At 73.6% G+C, this 16,646-nt stretch carries 13 protein-coding genes; 11 read left to right on the top strand and 2 right to left on the bottom strand.

Translation table 11 applies throughout. From position 1 onward, the window contains the following. Nucleotides 1-77 precede the first annotated feature (77 nt). Nucleotides 78-1,322, top strand: coding sequence for a sensor histidine kinase (locus ACX25U_RS07060; protein ID WP_454389677.1), 1,245 nt, complete (start codon nucleotides 78-80; stop codon nucleotides 1,320-1,322). A 73-nt stretch (nucleotides 1,323-1,395) separates the two neighbouring features. Here ACX25U_RS07060 and ACX25U_RS07055 read toward each other — a convergent pair whose 3' ends face one another. Continuing rightward, a complete protein-coding gene (locus tag ACX25U_RS07055; protein ID WP_454389675.1) occupies nucleotides 1,396-2,361 on the bottom strand; it encodes an NADPH:quinone reductase in 966 nt (321 codons plus the stop codon). An 88-nt stretch (nucleotides 2,362-2,449) separates the two neighbouring features. Here ACX25U_RS07055 and ACX25U_RS07050 point away from each other — a divergent pair, with 88 nt between their 5' ends. Both ACX25U_RS07050 and ACX25U_RS07045 read left to right on the top strand, forming a co-directional pair. Further along, a complete protein-coding gene (locus ACX25U_RS07050) occupies nucleotides 2,450-3,121 on the top strand; it encodes a response regulator transcription factor (RefSeq protein ID WP_454389673.1) in 672 nt (223 codons plus the stop codon). An 82-nt stretch (nucleotides 3,122-3,203) separates the two neighbouring features. Then, on the top strand, nucleotides 3,204-4,385 hold the full coding sequence (locus ACX25U_RS07045) for a cytochrome P450 family protein (RefSeq protein WP_454389671.1): 1,182 nt from the start codon (nucleotides 3,204-3,206) through the stop codon (nucleotides 4,383-4,385). A gap of 62 nt (nucleotides 4,386-4,447) precedes the next feature. Here the strand turns inward: ACX25U_RS07045 and ACX25U_RS07040 are convergent, their stop codons facing one another. Beyond that, a complete protein-coding gene (locus ACX25U_RS07040; protein ID WP_454389669.1) occupies nucleotides 4,448-5,470 on the bottom strand; it encodes a Gfo/Idh/MocA family protein in 1,023 nt (340 codons plus the stop codon). Between the two features lie 117 nt (nucleotides 5,471-5,587). Between ACX25U_RS07040 and ACX25U_RS07035 the strand changes: the two genes are divergently transcribed. The 8 genes from ACX25U_RS07035 (at nucleotide 5,588) to ACX25U_RS07000 (ending at nucleotide 16,588) form a co-directional block, all read left to right on the top strand. Further along, nucleotides 5,588-6,337, top strand: a complete 750-nt coding sequence (locus tag ACX25U_RS07035; protein ID WP_454394145.1) for a GntR family transcriptional regulator — start codon at nucleotides 5,588-5,590, stop codon at nucleotides 6,335-6,337. A 211-nt stretch (nucleotides 6,338-6,548) separates the two neighbouring features. Then, nucleotides 6,549-7,553 (top strand): sugar ABC transporter substrate-binding protein, encoded by a 1,005-nt coding sequence (locus tag ACX25U_RS07030; RefSeq protein ID WP_454389667.1) that lies wholly within the window; start codon nucleotides 6,549-6,551, stop codon nucleotides 7,551-7,553. An 11-nt stretch (nucleotides 7,554-7,564) separates the two neighbouring features. After that, a complete protein-coding gene (locus tag ACX25U_RS07025; protein WP_454394143.1) occupies nucleotides 7,565-8,638 on the top strand; it encodes an ABC transporter permease in 1,074 nt (357 codons plus the stop codon). After that, nucleotides 8,635-9,462: an ATP-binding cassette domain-containing protein gene (locus ACX25U_RS07020; protein ID WP_454389665.1), complete on the top strand. Its 828-nt coding sequence runs from the start codon at nucleotides 8,635-8,637 to the stop codon at nucleotides 9,460-9,462. Before ACX25U_RS07025 ends, ACX25U_RS07020 begins: the two co-directional genes overlap by 4 nt. A gap of 68 nt (nucleotides 9,463-9,530) precedes the next feature. Further along, nucleotides 9,531-10,679: an ROK family glucokinase gene (locus ACX25U_RS07015; protein WP_454389663.1), complete on the top strand. Its 1,149-nt coding sequence runs from the start codon at nucleotides 9,531-9,533 to the stop codon at nucleotides 10,677-10,679. Next, nucleotides 10,676-11,263 carry a sugar kinase gene (locus ACX25U_RS07010; RefSeq protein ID WP_454389661.1) on the top strand — a complete coding sequence of 196 codons (588 nt, stop codon included), beginning with the start codon at nucleotides 10,676-10,678 and terminating at the stop codon, nucleotides 11,261-11,263. Before ACX25U_RS07015 ends, ACX25U_RS07010 begins: the two co-directional genes overlap by 4 nt. A gap of 97 nt (nucleotides 11,264-11,360) precedes the next feature. Continuing rightward, nucleotides 11,361-14,234: a DEAD/DEAH box helicase gene (locus ACX25U_RS07005; protein WP_454389659.1), complete on the top strand. Its 2,874-nt coding sequence runs from the start codon at nucleotides 11,361-11,363 to the stop codon at nucleotides 14,232-14,234. Continuing rightward, nucleotides 14,234-16,588, top strand: a complete 2,355-nt coding sequence (locus tag ACX25U_RS07000) for an SWIM zinc finger family protein (RefSeq protein WP_454389658.1) — start codon at nucleotides 14,234-14,236, stop codon at nucleotides 16,586-16,588. The genes ACX25U_RS07005 and ACX25U_RS07000 overlap by 1 nt, the downstream gene beginning before the upstream one ends. The last annotated feature ends 58 nt before the right edge of the window (nucleotides 16,589-16,646 follow it).

The raw sequence follows: 16,646 nt of genomic DNA, 5'->3' as shown, positions 1-16,646 counted from the left end.
CGGTCGCGAATCCGCCGTACGGGGCGGTGAGGGGCGCGGCGGCTTGCGTAGATTGACGGGGTGTGACGAGTGACGGGATGACGCGGGAACCACCGGCGTTCACGGCGCGGCGGTGGTGGCTGCCGTCCGCCGTGGCGGACGAACTGACCGACGTGCTCGACCCCGACGCTGGACGCCGGGGCCGGCCGCGGCGCACCGCACGCGACTGGCTCGTCGACTTCTGCTGCTTCCTCCTGGCCGTGTTCATCGGCCTGGCCGCCGCGGACACCCTGAGCCACGACACCCACACCTCGCACGCCCTGGCCGTCGCCGACCAGTTGCTCGGCGCCCTCTCCTGCGCGGCGGTCTGGCTGCGCCGCCGCCGGCCCCTCGCCCTGGCCGTCGCCATGGTCCCCGTCTGCTTCGTCTCGACCACAGCGGCCGGGGCGCAAGTCATCGCGCTCTTCACGCTCGCCGTGCACCGGCCGTTCCGGCACGTGGCCTGGACGGGCGGTGCCGCGCTCGCCCTGACCCCCGCCTTCTACTGGTGGCGCCCGGACCCCGACCTGGCGTATGCGGGCGCCGTCGTCTTCTCCGTGCTGCTGACTCTCCTGGTCATCGGCTGGGGCATGTTCGTACGGTCCAAGCGGCAGCTCGTGCTGAGCCTGCGCGACCGGGCCCGGCGCGCCGAGACGGAGGCGCGGCTGCGGGCCGAGCAGGCGCAGCGGCTCGCCCGCGAGGCCATCGCCCGGGAGATGCACGACGTCCTCGCCCACCGGCTCACCCTGCTGAGCGTGCACGCGGGCGCCCTGGAGTTCCGGCCCGGGGCACCCCACGAGGAGGTCGCGCGGGCGGCCGGGGTCATCCGGGAGAGCGCGCACGAGGCCCTGCAGGACCTGCGGGAGATCATCGGCGTACTGCGGGCCGGCGACCCCGACGACGCGGGCCGCCCCCAGCCCACCCTCGCCGCGCTGGACGCCCTGGTCGCCGAGTCCCGCGAGGCCGGCATGAAGGTCACCCTGACCAACACCGTCACCGACCCGGCCACCGTCCCCGCCTCCGTCGGCCGCACCGCCTACCGCATCGCCCAGGAGGCCCTGACCAACGCCCGCAAACACGCCCCGGGGACGGAGGTGACGGTGACGGTCACCGGCGCCCCGGGCGACGGCCTCGACATCCACGTACGCAACCCGGCTCCCGGGCACGAAGCCCCCCACGTCCCCGGCTCCGGCCAGGGCCTGATCGGCCTGACCGAACGCGCCGCCCTGACCGGCGGCGCCCTGGAGCACGGCCCGGCCCCCGACGGGGGGTTCGAGGTGCGGGGGCGGCTGCCGTGGGGGTGACCGCACGGCAGGCGTGCCATCAACGCGCCGCGCACGCCAGCTTTGTGACGGGCGGGTTCAAGGACGCGCAGGTTCAGGGACGCAGCACCACGCGCCGGCCGTGGAGTTCGCCTCGTTCCATGCGGCGGTGCGTCTCCGCCGCGGCGCTCAGCGGGTGGTACTCCACGGAGCGGGGGCGCAGTGCGCCGGCCGCCAGGAGGTCGTTGACGGCGGATGCCGCGCCGGCCAGTTCCGCCGTCGTGGCGTTGGAGATGGCGAAGCCGCGCACGGAGCCGTCCTTCATGTAGAGCGCGCCGACCGGGAGGGCCGGCTCGTCCCGGGCGCCGGACATGACGACGATACGGCCGCGGTGGGCGAGGAGGCCGACCGCGGTTTCGAGGTCGTTGTGGCCGGAGGTGTCGATGTGCACGTCGACGCCGTCCGGGGCGAGGGCCGCCAGCCGCGCCGCGAGGCCGTCGGCGTGGTAGTCCACGACCTGAGCCGCGCCCAGGGAGCGGACGTGGTCGTGGTCGCGCGGCGCGGCGGTGGCCAGCACGCGCGCGTGCGCGCGGACCGCGAACTCCACCAGCGCGCTGCCCACGTTGCCGCCCGCGCCGCCGACCAGGACCGTCTCGCCGGACCGCAGCCCGCCGTGCGTGAAGAGGGCCAGGTGAGCGGTCGCGGCCGGGTGGAACACGGCCACCGCCTCCCCAGGGTCCACGCCCGGCGGCAGCCGGTAGAGACGGTCGGCCGGTACCACGGCCTGTTCGGCGGCCGCTCCCTGCCGGCCGTCGTGGCCGAGGCTGTTGCACCACACCGTCTCGCCCACGGCGAAACCGGGCCCGGCGGAGGCCACCGTGCCCACGAGGTCGCGTCCGACCACGAACGGGAACGGCAGCGGCGTGCGGAACACTCCGGAGCGGACGAACGTGTCCACCGGGTCGACCGCGGTGGCCAGCACATCCACCAGCACCTCGCCCGGACCCGGCACGGGAGCGGGCAGTTCGCCGAAGCGAATGAGGTCGGGCGAACCCAGCTGTTCGACATAAGCGGCACGCATGAACGGCAATGTTCCCACCGGACCGCTCTTCACGCGCGCGTGCACTCGGGGTGGCCGGTGAGACCCGTGCTTTGGTTGGGTGGGGTCCATGACCGCGATCCGACTGCTCCTCGTCGACGACGACCCGCTGGTGAGAGCCGGTCTGTCCCTCATGCTGGGCGGCGCCGACGACATCGAGATCGTCGGCGAGGCGGCCGACGGCAGCGAGGTGCAGGCCCTGGTCGACCGCACCCGGCCGGACGTCGTCCTGATGGACGTACGGATGCCGGGCGTGGACGGCCTGACGGCGACGGAACGGCTGCGCGGACACCCCGAGGCACCCCAGGTCGTCGTCCTCACCACCTTCCACGCCGACGAGCAGGTACTGCGCGCCCTGCGCGCGGGCGCCGCCGGATTCGTACTCAAGGACACCCCGCCGGCCGAGATCGTGCAGGCGGTACGCCGGGTCGCGGCCGGCGACCCGGTGCTCTCGCCCACCGTGACCCGCCAGTTGATGCGGCACGCCGCCGGCACCGCCGCCGACGACCGGCGTGCCCGCGCGCGTGAGCGCCTCGCCGCCCTCAACGACCGCGAGCGCGAGGTCGCCGTCCGTGTCGGCCGCGGACTGGCCAACGCCCAGATAGCGGCCGAACTTTTCATGAGCGTGGCCACCGTCAAGACCCACGTCTCACGCGTCCTCGCCAGGCTCGGCCTCAACAACCGCGTGCAGATCGCCCTGCTCGCCCACGACGCGGGACTTCTCGAACAGGACGCGCCCTGAGATCCGAGGGTCCGGCACTTCGCGGGCCCGTCGTGCGTTGACCGGTCATGGGGAGTTGTTCGCATTCCGAAGGGGAGTGGTGATGGCGGACGTGATCGACCTGGGGGAGTACGGGGAAGGGTTTCGGGCGGACCCGCATCCCGTCTACGCCGAACTGCGCGCGCTCGGCCCGGTGCACCGGGTGCGGCTGCCACCGCCCGAGGGCTACGACACCTGGCTCGTCGTCGGGTACGAGGAGGCGCGCGCCGCGCTCGCCGACCCCCGGCTGGCCAAGGACGTCGGCGCGTTCGACGCGTCCTTGTTCGATGAGCAGGTGTTCGGCAAGCACATGCTGATCTCCGACCCGCCGCAGCACACGCGGTTACGCTCGCTGGTCACGCGCGCGTTCACCGCGCGCCGCGTGGAGGCGCTGGAGCCGCGGATCCAGCAGATCACCGATGAACTGCTGGACGCGATGCTGCCGCACGGGCGCGCGGACCTGGTGGAGGCGCTCGCGTATCCGCTGCCGATCACGGTCATCTGCGAGCTGCTGGGTGTGCCGGAGATCGACCGGGCCGCGTTCCGGGAGATGTCCAACGAGGTGGTCGCCCCCACCAGCGAGGAGGCGAGCCTACGGGCCGCGGACCGGCTCGGCGCGTACCTCACCGAGCTGATCGAGGACAAGCGTTGCGCCGGACCGGCCGACGACCTGCTCAGTGCCCTGATCCGCACCACGGCCGAGGACGGTGACCGGCTCTCCGGCGCCGAACTGCGCGGCATGGCCTTCCTGCTGCTCATCGCGGGCCACGAGACCACGGTCAACCTCATCGCCAACGGGGCGTACACCCTGCTGACCCACCCGGACCAACTGGCGGAGCTGCGCGCGGACCTGGACCTGATCGACGGCGCCGTCGAGGAGATACTGCGCCATGAGGGCCCGGTGGAGACCGCCACGTTCCGGTTCGCCGCCCAGCCCCTGGAGATCGCCGGCACCGTCATCGGCCAGGGCGAGTCGGTGATGATCGGCCTCACCGCCGCCGACCGGGACGCCGGCCGCTACCCGGCCCCCGACCGCTTCGACATCCACCGCGACACCCGCGGCCACCTCGCCTTCGGCCACGGCATCCACTACTGCCTGGGCGCCCCCCTGGCCCGACTGGAAACCAGCACGGCCCTGCGCACCCTCCTCCACCGCGCCCCCGCCCTGGCTCTCGACGGCCCGCCCGGCGAATGGCTCTCAGGCATGCTGATCCGCGGCAGACGAAGCCTCCCGGTGCGCTGGTAGCGCCGCCCCGGCCGTCTCCGGCCGTCGGACGCGCGGACCTCACCGGGGCGGCCGTGGGCCCGTCACCGGAACACCGCCCGGGCCCCGCCCGGGATCTCCGCCAGGCGCACCGGGCGGTGCTCGCGACGGGAGACCTCGCAGGCCTCGGCGATGCGCAGGGCCTGCAGTGCCTCGCGGCCGTCGCACGGGTTGGGGCGTCCGCCGCGCACGACCTCGACGAAGGCGCACAGTTCGGCCTCGTAGGCGGGGCCGAAGCGTTCCAGGAAGCCGGTCCAGGGCTTGTCCGCGGCCGGCGGCCCGGTCGGCTCGGTGGACGCGATCGGCGTACGGTCGTCGAGGCCGACCACGATCTGGTCCAGCTCCCCGGCCAGTTCCATGCGGACGTCGTAGCCCGCGCCGTTGAGCCGGGTCGCGGTGGCCGTGGCGAGGGTGCCGTCGTCGAGGGTGAGCAACGCCGCGCCGGTGTCGACGTCACCGGCCTCACGGAACATCGCGGGACCGGCGTCGGACCCGGTCGCGTACACGTCCACGACCTCACGCCCCGTCACCCAGCGCAGCACGTCGAAGTCGTGGATCAGCGTGTCCCGGAACAGTCCGCCGGACAGCGGCAGCCACGCCGCGGGCGGCGGCGCCTGGTCTGAGGTGAGCGCACGGACCGTGTGCAGGCGGCCGAGCCGTCCCGAGCGCACCGCCTCGCGGGCGCCGGTGTAGCCGGTGTCGAAGCGGCGCTGGAAGCCCATCTGCAGGATCGTCCCCGCCGCCTCCACCTCGCCGAGCGCGTGCAGCGTGCCCGGCAGGTCCAGCGCGATCGGCTTCTCGCAGAACACCGGCAGCCCCGACCGCGCTGCCCGACCGATCAGTTCGGCGTGGGCGGAGGTCGCCGTGGTGATCACCACCGCGTCCACGCCCCATTTGAAGATCTCGTCCATGCCCGGCGCCGCCGTCTCGCCCAGCCGGTGGGCCAGCTCCTGCGCCCGCGCCGGATCGGCGTCCGTGAGGATCAGTGACCCGACCTCGCGATGACGGCTGAGCGTCTTCGCATGAATGGTGCCGATGCGGCCCGTACCGATGACCCCGATGCGCATGGAAACAAAGTGAGGGCGGACCCCGCACGCTGTCAACCAGTATGTCAGGACAATCGAACTACAGGACTTCCCGTCAACCGGCGGCAGGACTACGCTCGGGCCGTGCCGAAACCAGAAGTGGACCCCACCGTCTCGCTCGAGCTCAGTGTGGACCGGAGCTCCCCGGTACCGCTGTACTTCCAGCTGTCCCAGCAGCTCGAGTCCGCGATCGAGCAGGGCACGCTCACCCCTGGCAGCCTGCTGGGCAACGAGATCGAGCTCGCCGCGCGGCTCGGCCTGTCCCGGCCCACCGTCCGCCAGGCCATCCAGTCGCTCGTCGACAAGGGCCTCCTGGTGCGCCGTCGCGGCGTCGGCACACAGGTCGTGCACAGCAAGGTCCGGCGCCGGCTCGAACTGAGCAGTCTCTACGACGACCTGGAAGCCGCGGGGCAACGCCCGGCGACCAAGGTCCTGGTCAACACGGTCGTCCCCGCGTCCGGCGAGGTCGCCGCCGCTCTCGGGGTGGCCGAGGGCGAGGAGGTGCACCGCATCGAGCGGCTGCGCCTCGCCCACGGCGAGCCGATGGCGTACCTCACCAACTACCTGCCGCCCGGTCTGCTCGATCTGGACACCGGCCATCTGGAGGCGACCGGCCTGTACCGGCTGATGCGCGCCGCCGGGATCACCCTGCACAGCGCCCGCCAGTCCATCGGCGCCCGCGCCGCCACCTCCGCCGAGGCCGAGCGGCTCGGCGAGGCGGAGGGCGCCCCGCTGCTCACCATGCAGCGCGTCACCTTCGACGACACCGGCCGCGCGGTGGAGTTCGGCACCCACACCTACCGGCCGTCCCGCTACTCCTTCGAGTTCCAGTTGCTCGTACGGTCCTGACCGCGCCAGGCCCGGGACGTCCGCCCGTCGCGCATTCGTGACGGGCGCCGCACGCCCAAGGCGCTCTTCATGTCCGGACAATCTGACCCGCCACCGCTCCCCGGCCGCGGAACCATGGATTCCGGTGTCCGATAATCGGGGCGATCGGGGCTGATGGGATCTCCATCAGTCCCGTGCGCACGTTCGAACACGGGAAGAAGGGCACGGCCTCGTGGCACGGTTTCCAACCTGGGCAGTCATCGCGCTGGCAGGGGCACTGTCGGTGTCGCTGGCGGGCTGCAGCAGCACCGGCGGCAAACGCGCGGAGGACGCCCGCAAGGCCGCGGCGGCCCAGGGCGGGGCCGCGGTGAACACCCCCCGCTGGACCTTCGCGATGATCACGCACTCCGGTGACGGCGACACGTTCTGGGACATCGTGCAGAACGGTGCCGAGCAGGCCGCGGTCAAGGACAACATCAACTTCCTGTACTCGCACCACATCGAGGCCCAGCAGCAGGCCCAGCTCGTGGACGCCGCGGTCGACAAGGGGGTCGACGGCATCATCGTCACGCTCGCCAAGCCCGACGCGCTGAAGGCCGCCGTCGCCCGCGCCGAGAAGGCCGGCATTCCGGTGATCACGGTCAACTCCGGGTCCGCCGAGTCCAAGGCGTACGGCGCGCTCACCCACGTCGGCCAGGACGAGACCGTCGCCGGCGAGGCCGTGGGGCAGGAGCTGACCCGGCGCGGCATGAAGAAGGCACTCTGCGTCCTGCACGAACAGGGCAACGTCGGCCACGAGCAGCGCTGCGCCGGCGTGGTGAAGGGCTTCTCCGGCACGGTCGAGAACCTCTACGTCAACGGCACCAACATGCCCGACGTGCAGTCCACGATCGGGGCCAGGCTCCAGACGGACAAGTCCGTCGACGCGGTCGTCACCCTCGGCGCCCCGTACGCGGACACCGCCGTGAAGGCGAGGGCCGACGCGGGCAGCAAGGCCGAGATCGACACCTTCGACCTCAACGCCAAGGTCGCCGCCGGGCTCAAGGACGGCACGCTCGGCTTCGCCGTCGACCAGCAGCCCTACCTCCAGGGCTACCAGGCCGTCGACCTGCTGTGGCTCTACAAGTACAACGCCGACGTCCTCGGCGGCGGCAGGCCGGTGCTCACCGGGCCGCAGATCGTCACCAAGGACCAGGCCGCCGCGCTGGAGGAGTACACGAAGCGGGGCACCCGATGAGCACGACGGCCATGGACCAGTCCGCCGCCTCCGCCGGCGAGAACCCGGGCGGAAGGATCGACAAAAGGGCCGACGAAAGGATTCTGCAGAGTTCGCCGCTGCGAAAGCTCCTCACCCGGCCCGAACTCGGCTCGGTCGTCGGCGCGATCGCCGTCCTCGTCTTCTTCGCCTTCGCCGCCGACGGCTTCCTGCGCGCCTCCAGCCTCAGCACCGTCCTGTACGCCTCCTCGGTCATCGGCATCATGGCGGTCCCGGTCGCGCTGCTGATGATCGGCGGCGAGTTCGACCTGTCGGCGGGCGTGATGGTGACCTCCTCCGCGCTGGTCTCGTCGATGTTCAGCTACCAGACGACCGCCAACGTCTGGGTCGGCGTCGGCGTGTCCCTGCTGGTCACCCTGGCGATCGGCGCCTTCAACGGCTACGTGCTCACCCGGACCCGGCTGCCCAGCTTCATCGTCACGCTGGGCACCTTCCTGATGCTGACCGGCATGAACCTCGGCTTCACCAAGCTGATCGGCGGCACCGTCTCCACCAAGACGATCGCCGACATGGAGGGCTTCCCGAGCGCCCGCGCACTGTTCGCCTCCACCTTCACGATCGGCGGCGTCGACTTCAAGGTCACCATCCTGTGGTGGCTCGGCCTGGTCGCCCTCGCCTCCTGGATCCTGATGCGCACCCGCACCGGCAACTGGATCTTCGCGGTCGGCGGCAACAAGGACGCGGCCCGCGCGGTCGGCGTACCGGTCACCGGGACCAGGATCGGCCTCTACATGGGCGTGGCCCTCGGCGCCTGGGTCTCCGGCCAGCACCTGCTCTTCTCCTTCGACGCGGTGCAGTCCGGCGAGGGCGTCGGCAACGAGCTGATCTACATCATCGCCGCCGTCATCGGCGGCTGCCTGATCACCGGCGGCCACGGCAGCGCCATCGGCTCGGCGGTCGGCGCGCTCCTGTTCGGCATGACCAGCAAGGGCATCGTCTTCGCCGAGTGGAACCCCGACTGGTTCAAGTTCTTCCTCGGAGCGATGCTGCTCCTCGCGACCCTGCTCAACACCTGGGTCCGCAGGCGGGCGGAGGCCGCGAAATGACGCAGACCGAAGCACGTGCGGCCCTGGTGGAGCTGTCCGGCGTCAGCAAGCACTACGGCACTGTCCGCGCCCTGGAGGGTGTCTCCCTGGAGGTGCGCGCCGGGGAGATCACCTGCGTCCTGGGCGACAACGGCGCCGGCAAGTCGACCTTGATCAAAATGATTGCCGGACTGCACCAGCACGACGACGGTGTCCTGCGCATCGAGGGCGAGGAGACCCGGCTCACCTCGCCGCGCGACGCCCTGGACCGCGGCATCGCCACGGTGTACCAGGACCTGGCGGTCGTGGGCCTCATGCCGGTCTGGCGGAACTTCTTCCTCGGCTCCGAGCCCCGCAAGGGAGCCGGTCCCTTCAAGCGCCTGGACGTCGACCTCATGCGCAGGACGGCGCGAGCAGAACTGCTGCGGATGGGGATCGACCTGCGCGACGTCGACCAGCCCATCGGCACCCTCTCGGGCGGCGAACGCCAGTGCGTGGCGATCGCGCGCGCGGTGTACTTCGGCGCGAAGGTCCTCGTCCTCGACGAGCCGACGGCGGCGCTCGGCGTGAAGCAGTCGGGCGTGGTGCTGAAGTATGTGGCGGCAGCACGGGACCAGGGTCTGGGCGTTGTTCTGATCACCCACAATCCGCAACACGCGTACCTCGTGGGGGACAGGTTCGTCCTGCTGAAACGGGGCACGATGGTGGGCAGCCACACACGGGACGAGATCACCTTGGACGAGCTGACCCGCCAGATGGCAGGCGGCAACGAGCTGGACGATCTGCGTCACGAACTGCAGGAGACGGGAACCCGCGCTCAGCCACCAGACAGCCACACCCGGTGACGTACCGTGCCCACCCCTCCGCTCCCCCGTACCGCACCCTTACCCAGCGTGCGGCAGAATCGGCCCCGATGAGCACCTACCGCGACCTCACCGCCCCCATCGGCTCCCGCCGTGCCCCCGTACTGCGCACCGTGGGCACCCGGGAGCGCCGCTCCCACCTGACCGCACCCCGCGTGCCCACGGTGGGCATCGACATCGGCGGCACCAAGGTGATGGCGGGCGTCGTCGACGCCGACGGCAACATCCTGGAGAGGCTCCGCACGGAGACCCCGGACAAGTCCAAGAGCCCGAAGGTCGTCGAGGACACCATCGTCGAACTGGTCCTGGACCTGTCCGACCGGCACGACGTGCACGCGGTCGGCATCGGCGCGGCCGGCTGGGTCGACGCCGACCGCAACCGCGTACTGTTCGCGCCCCACCTGTCCTGGCGCAACGAGCCGCTGCGCGACCGCCTCTCCGAACGCCTGTCCGTGCCGGTCCTGGTCGACAACGACGCCAACGCCGCCGCCTGGGCCGAGTGGCGCTTCGGCGCGGGCCGTGACGAGGACCACCTCGTCATGATCACGCTGGGCACCGGCATCGGCGGCGCCATCCTGGAGGACGGCCAGGTCAAGCGGGGCAAGTTCGGCGTCGCCGGCGAGTTCGGGCACATGCAGGTCGTGCCCGGCGGCCACCGCTGCCCGTGCGGCAACCGGGGCTGCTGGGAGCAGTACAGCTCCGGCAACGCCCTGGTGCGCGAGGCGCGCGAGCTGGCCGCGGCCGACTCCCCGGTCGCCTACGGGATCATCGAGCACGTCAAAGGGGACACCTCCGCCATCACCGGCCCGATGATCACCGAACTGGCCCGCGAGGGCGACGCCATGTGCGTCGAACTGCTCGAGGACATCGGCCAGTGGCTCGGCGTCGGCATCGCCAACCTCGCCGCCGCCCTCGACCCGTCCTGCTTCGTCATCGGCGGCGGCGTCTCCGCGGCCGGCGACCTGCTGATCGGTCCCGCCCGGGACGCCTTCAAACGCCACCTCACCGGCCGCGGCTACCGGCCCGAGGCCCGTATCGCCCGCGCCCAGCTGGGCCCCGAGGCCGGCATGGTCGGCGCCGCCGACCTCGCCCGGCTGGTCGCCCGCCGCTTCCGGCGCGCCAAGCGGCGCCGGGTCGAGCGGTACGAGCGCTACGAGCGGTACGCGGAGGCCCGGCGGGCGGCCCGGGAGACGCTGTGACGATGTCGCTGCCACGCCAGGCGACGCCGCCCCCGGGCGGGCCGCCACCCCCGCGCGTCGAGGACCGCCGCCACCGCATCCGCCGCAGGACCCTCACCCTGCTGATCATCGTGCTGCTCATCGGCGTCCCGGCCGGCTACCTGGTGATCTCGGCCAACCAGAGCCGCGACAGCGGCAAGAACAAGGAGGCCAAGTACGCGGCGACCGGCCTCACCCCCACCTATCCGGCCAAGGTCCAGCGCCGCCTCTACCAGGTGCCGATACCGCACCCGGCCGACCGGGTCGCCTCGTACGAGACGAACAACTGGAAGACCAGCCGTCTCTACGTCCAGTTCCGGACCACCCAAGCCGGCCTGGACACCTTCCTCGAGGCCATGGGTGTCAACCGGGGCGACCTCGAAAAGGGCGACATCACCATCAGCGCCCGCGATCAGAAGATCACCCGCTGGACGTTCACGGGCCCGGGCCCTTGGTGGGGCCTCACGCACAAACAGAAGAACCCCGCCCCCACCCAGGACGTCGTCGTCAACATGTCCGACCCGGTCCTGCCGATGGTCTACGTCGTCTCCCGGACCGTGCCCTGACGGGGCGGGGGCGGCCGCCGCCGGGACCGATTGTCAGACCCCGCCCGTATCGTCGGAGACGACTGACTCGACCGGTGAGCGGGAGGTGACAGGACGTATGAGCGACACGGCCGTGGCGGAGACGGACGAGGCGTCGGACGGCGTGTCCGTGCGGCTCGCCGCCGTCTTCCTGCCCGCACCCCTGCCGCGCGAGGGACGTCTCGCCTTCTGGGACCCGGACGGCGAGGTGTGGCCGGCGGACGGCCCCGCCGGGCACCGGCCCGCGCACACGGAGCTCACCGTCGTACGGCGGCACGGGGCGGGTGCCCGCCGCAGGAGCGCCCCCGCGCTGTCGCTGCCGATCGAGAAGGCGCTGCCCCACCTCGTGCGGGCCCGGCACGACCCGGCGGCCCATCCCGCCACCGCCTGCTGGGGCGCCGCCGCACTGCACGCCCTGCGACTCGCCGCCCGCGGACGGCTGCTGCCCGGCCTGACCGCCACCGGGCACGACGCCTGGCGGGCGGGCCCCCTCGACCCGGACGACATCGCCCACCTGCGCGCGATCGCCGCCGCCCTGCCGTACGAGGGCCACGCGGTCCCGCTGCTGCCCGGCTCGGGCCCCCTCCGGCTGCCCGAGCCGGAGGCGCTGCTGCGCGCGTTCCTCGACGCGGTCGCCGACACCCTGCCCCGCACCCCGGCCGCGCCCCACACCTACGGGAAGCCCTTCGCCGACCGCCGGCCGCAGCACCTGCCGCACGCCCACGACTGGGCGGCCGAGGTCGCCGCCGGCATGGACGCGGGCGTGCGGATCTCGCTGCGGCTGGATCTGTCGGCGTACGACCTGTTCGACGGCCGGGGCGGCGACGACGGCGCGGCGCGCGCCGCGGGAGCGGCGATCGTCCAGGTGCACAGCCTCGCCGACCCCACCCTCGTCGCCGACGCGACGGCCCTGTGGGCGGGCGAGGCGGACGCGGCGTTCGGCCCACGCGCACGCGTGGACGCCGCCCTGGCCGTACGGCGCGCAGCCCGCGTCTGGCCGCCCCTGGACCGGCTCCGCGAGCAGGACGTGCCCGACGTGCTCGCCCTGTCCGAGGACGAGGTGAGCGAACTGCTCGGCGCGGTCGCGACCCGGCTCGCCGCGGCCGGAGTCGCCGTGCACTGGCCGCGGGACCTGGCGCAGGACCTCACCGCCGCGGCGGTGGTGCGGCCCGCGCCGGGCTCCGCGACCGACGGCACGGGCTTCTTCGAGAGCGAGGACCTGCTGCGGTTCCAGTGGCAGCTGGCGCTCGGCGACGACCCGCTCAGCGACGCCGAGATGGACGCGCTCGCCGAGGCGCACCGCCCGGTGGTGCGGCTGCGGGACCGCTGGGTGCTCATCGACCCGGCCCTCGTCCGCAAGGCCCGCAAACGCGACCTGGGGCTGCTCGACCCGGTCGACGCACTGTCCGTCGCCCTCACCGGCACCGCGGAGGTCGACGGCGAGACGGTGGAGGCGGTACCGGCCGGCGCGCTGGCGGCCCTGCGGGACCGGATCACCGCCGGCGTACGGCCCGCCGAGCCGCCGCCCGGCCTCGACGCCACGCTGCGCGACTACCAGCTGCGCGGTCTGGCCTGGCTCGACCTCATGACCTCCCTCGGCCTCGGCGGCTGCCTCGCCGACGACATGGGCCTGGGCAAGACGGTCACCGTCATCGCGCTGCACCTCAAGCGGGCGCGCAGCGAACCCACCCTGGTGGTCTGCCCGGCCTCCCTGCTGGGCAACTGGCAGCGGGAGATCAACCGGTTCGCGCCCGGCGTCCCCGTCCGCCGCTTCCACGGCCCGGAGCGCACCCTGGACGGCCTCGACGGCGGCTTCGTGCTCACCACGTACGGCACCATGCGGTCGGCGGCACCCCTGCTGGCCGGGCAGCCGTGGGGCATGGTCGTCGCCGACGAGGCCCAGCACGTCAAGAACCCCTACTCGGCGACCGCGAAGGCGCTGCGCACCATCCCGTCCCCCGCGCGCGTGGCCCTCACCGGCACTCCCGTGGAGAACAACCTCTCCGAGCTGTGGGCCCTCCTCGACTGGACCACCCCCGGACTCCTCGGCCCGCTGAAATCCTTCCGCGCCCGGCACGCGCGCGCGGTGGAGACCGGCGGGGCCGACGAGAACGGCGAGGCCGCGCGGCGTCTGGCCCGGCTGGTGCGCCCGTTCCTGCTGCGCCGCCGGAAGTCCGACCCCGGCATCGTCCCCGAACTCCCGCCCAAGACCGAGACCGACCACCCGGTGCCGCTCACCCGCGAACAGGCCGCGCTGTACGAGGCGGTGGTGCGCGAGTCGATGCTCGCCATCGGGACGGCCGAGGGCATGGCCCGGCGCGGGCTGGTCCTGAAGCTGCTGACCTCGCTGAAGCAGATCTGCGACCACCCGGCCCTGTACCTGAAGGAGGAGCACCCGCCGGGCGGCGGCGACCGCCTGTCGGCCCGCTCCGGCAAACTCGCCCTGCTGGACGAGCTGCTGGACACCCTGCTCGCCGAGGACGGCTCGGCGCTGGTGTTCACCCAGTACGTCGGCATGGCCCGCCTGATCACCTCCCACCTCGGCGCCCGCGCGGTCCCCGTCGACCTCCTCCACGGCGGTACGCCGGTCCCGGAGCGCGAGCGCATGGTGGACCGCTTCCAGAGCGGCGCCACCCCGGTCCTCGTCCTCTCCCTGAAGGCGGCCGGAACCGGCCTGAACCTCACCCGCGCGGGCCACGTCGTCCACTTCGACCGCTGGTGGAACCCGGCGGTCGAGGAGCAGGCCACCGACCGCGCCTACCGCATCGGCCAGACCCAGCCGGTCCAGGTCCACCGCCTGATCACCGAGGGCACCGTCGAGGACCGCATCGCCGAGATGCTCGCCACCAAGCGAGCCCTGGCCGACGCGATCCTCGGCACCGGCGAGTCGGCCCTCACCGAACTGACCGACCGCGAGCTGTCCGACCTGGTCTCGCTGAGGAGGGACGCCTGATGGACGACCGCCCCGCCGACGCGGCCCGCCGAGCCCTGCGGGCCGCCCGCCGACAACAACCCCCGGTCACAGCCCCCCGGAAGCCCACCCGCCCCGAGCGCGTACCGGACCGGCCACCGGACGAGACGAACCGCCCGGGCGGCGCCGCGCGAGACGCCTTGCGACAGGCGGTGTCCGCCCGGAGCGGCGCCCGCACCGAGAACGGCCCGACCGAGGACATGCCGCCGGAGCTCCCGGAGAACCCCGCCGCCGACTCGACCCCTCCGAAACACCCCGGTCAGGCAGCCGCAGCCGGAGCGCCACCCGGCGGCGAACCACGGCACCCCGCGGGACCTCGCCCCGCCGACGCCGCACGCGAGGCCCTGCGCGCGGCCCTGGCCCGCCGCGAGGCGCAAGCGGAGCAGCCCCGGACGGGCCCCGCGACGCCGCAAGCCGCGTCCGCGCGCCGGCCCGCCGCGACGTCCGTGTCTGCGGCTGCGTCCGGGACGGTCCGGCCGGTGACGGCGGACACCGCGACGCCCGTCTCCGCGGCCGGGCCTCAGGCCTCCGGGCCGGCGGCGACCGACACTGCGGCGTCCCCGTCCCCGTCCGCGCGTCGGGTGTCCGGGCAGGTGGCGGCTGATGCCGTGACGCCTGCATCCCCAGCCGCGGGCTGGGCGTCCGGGCCGGCGGCGACCGACACTGCGGCGTCCCCGTCCCCGTCCCCGTCCGCGTCCCCGTCCCCGCCCCCGCCGGCGGCGGCGAGTGGGGCGGTCGACGCCGTGATGTCCGCGTCCGCCGTCGCGCGCCGGGCGATCCGGCAGGCGGCCGGCTTCCCGGACCGCGGCGGCGCTTCCGTCCGTGGGGCAAGTGTGGATGCCCGTGACGTGCGAGAGTTGGTCGCTGGAGTGTTCCGCATGCCCGGGGCGGCAGCGGCCGGGCCCGGTCGGGAAGGCGCCGACGACGGCAGGACCCCGCAGGGGCGTGAGGAGGCTTCGGCGGGCTCCTCGGCCCACGGTCACCACACGTCCGGCAGCCACCCCGAAAGCACCCCCTCCTCGCAGTCGCCGACCACCCCCGCCACACCGCGCGTCCCTCCCACCATGGCCTCCCCCCATCGTGACGGTGAACTCCGGCGTACGTTCCCGGCGTTCGCGACCCGGGCGGCCGGGGACTCGCGGTTCGCGGAGACGTGGTGGGGCAACGCGTGGGTCACCGCCCTGGAGGAGGGCGCGCTGGACGCGGCGCGGCTCGCGCGGGGGCGGGGGTACGCCGAGACAGGGCATGTGGACGCCATCACCGTGACGCCGGGGCTGGTCCTGGCGTACGTGAAGGGGAGCCGCCCGCGCCCCTACCGGGTGCAGGTGCGGCTGCGGACGCTGGACGACGCCGACTGGGAGCGGTTCCTGGACGCCGCCGCCGAGCGCCCGGGGCACATCGCCGCGCTCCTCGACAAGGAGATGCCCCAGTCTCTCGCCGACTGCGGGGTCCCCCTGCTCCCCGGCCCCGGCGACCTGGAACCCCACTGCAGTTGCCCCGACCGCGGCCACCCCTGCAAACACGCCGCCGCCCTCTGCTACCGGACCGCACGCCTGCTGGACGCCGACCCCTTCGTCCTGCTGCTGCTCCGCGGCCGCGGCGAGCGCCAACTGCTCGACGCCCTGTCCCGGCTGAGCGCCACCCGAGCGGCCCGCGCCGCGCAGGAGAAGGAACCGGAGCCGTTGCCGGGGGTGCGCGCCAGTGACGTACTGGCCCGGCGGGACGAGCGTCGACTCCCGCCGCCGCCCGCCCCTTTGCCGCCGCCCCCGCACCCCGAACAGCCCCCGGTGTACGCGGCGGCGCCCGGAGGTCCCGACCCCTTCGCACTCGACCAACTGGCCACCGACGCCGCCGCCCGCGCCCACGCCCTGCTCACCACCGGCCGCGACCCGGTCGGCGGGCTCACGCTGTGGCAGGACGCCGTACGCCTCGCCGCCGCCCGCCCCGGCTCCGGACTGACCGCCGCCACCCGCTCCCTGTACGCCTCCCTCGCCTCCCTCACCGGGCGCACCCCGGCCGACCTGGCGCGCGCGGTCGCGGCCTGGCGGCAGGGCGGCCCGGAAGGACTCGCCGTCCTGGAAGAGCCCTGGGACCCGCCGGCCGGCCGGTTCGACCGGGCCCGCCCGCTGCTCCTCGCCGCCGACCTGCCGGCCTTCCGCCCCTGGCGCAACCGGCTCACCCACCCCCGCGGCCACCTCCAGCTCCGCCTGGGCCGGGACGGCCTGTGGTACGCGTACGAATCCGAGCCCGACCGCGACGACTGGTGGCCCCGCGGCACCGCCGACCTGGACCCGGTGGGCGCCCTGACCGGCCTCGGCACACCGAACGACCTGTGACGACTCCCACCTGGTCTGCCCCGGGACCCCGCGTGACCGGGGCCGGCTCACACCCTCT

Source organism: Streptomyces sp. JNUCC 63 (genome assembly GCF_054366325.1).
The sequence above is the reverse complement of the archived record's forward strand: the minus strand, read 5'-3'. Positions and strand labels throughout refer to the sequence as shown.

What these genes read in the sequence shown, in the direction of transcription:
- ACX25U_RS07060 (WP_454389677.1), top strand. Translation starts at nt 78, where the DNA reads ATGACGCGGGAACCACCGGCGTTCACGGCGCGGCGGTGGTGGCTGCCG.
- ACX25U_RS07055 (WP_454389675.1), bottom strand. Translation starts at nt 2,361, where the DNA reads ATGCGTGCCGCTTATGTCGAACAGCTGGGTTCGCCCGACCTCATTCGC.
- ACX25U_RS07050 (WP_454389673.1), top strand. Translation starts at nt 2,450, where the DNA reads ATGACCGCGATCCGACTGCTCCTCGTCGACGACGACCCGCTGGTGAGA.
- ACX25U_RS07045 (WP_454389671.1), top strand. Translation starts at nt 3,204, where the DNA reads ATGGCGGACGTGATCGACCTGGGGGAGTACGGGGAAGGGTTTCGGGCG.
- ACX25U_RS07040 (WP_454389669.1), bottom strand. Translation starts at nt 5,470, where the DNA reads ATGCGCATCGGGGTCATCGGTACGGGCCGCATCGGCACCATTCATGCG.
- ACX25U_RS07025 (WP_454394143.1), top strand. Translation starts at nt 7,565, where the DNA reads ATGGACCAGTCCGCCGCCTCCGCCGGCGAGAACCCGGGCGGAAGGATC.
- ACX25U_RS07020 (WP_454389665.1), top strand. Translation starts at nt 8,635, where the DNA reads ATGACGCAGACCGAAGCACGTGCGGCCCTGGTGGAGCTGTCCGGCGTC.
- ACX25U_RS07015 (WP_454389663.1), top strand. Translation starts at nt 9,531, where the DNA reads ATGAGCACCTACCGCGACCTCACCGCCCCCATCGGCTCCCGCCGTGCC.
- ACX25U_RS07005 (WP_454389659.1), top strand. Translation starts at nt 11,361, where the DNA reads ATGAGCGACACGGCCGTGGCGGAGACGGACGAGGCGTCGGACGGCGTG.
- ACX25U_RS07000 (WP_454389658.1), top strand. Translation starts at nt 14,234, where the DNA reads ATGGACGACCGCCCCGCCGACGCGGCCCGCCGAGCCCTGCGGGCCGCC.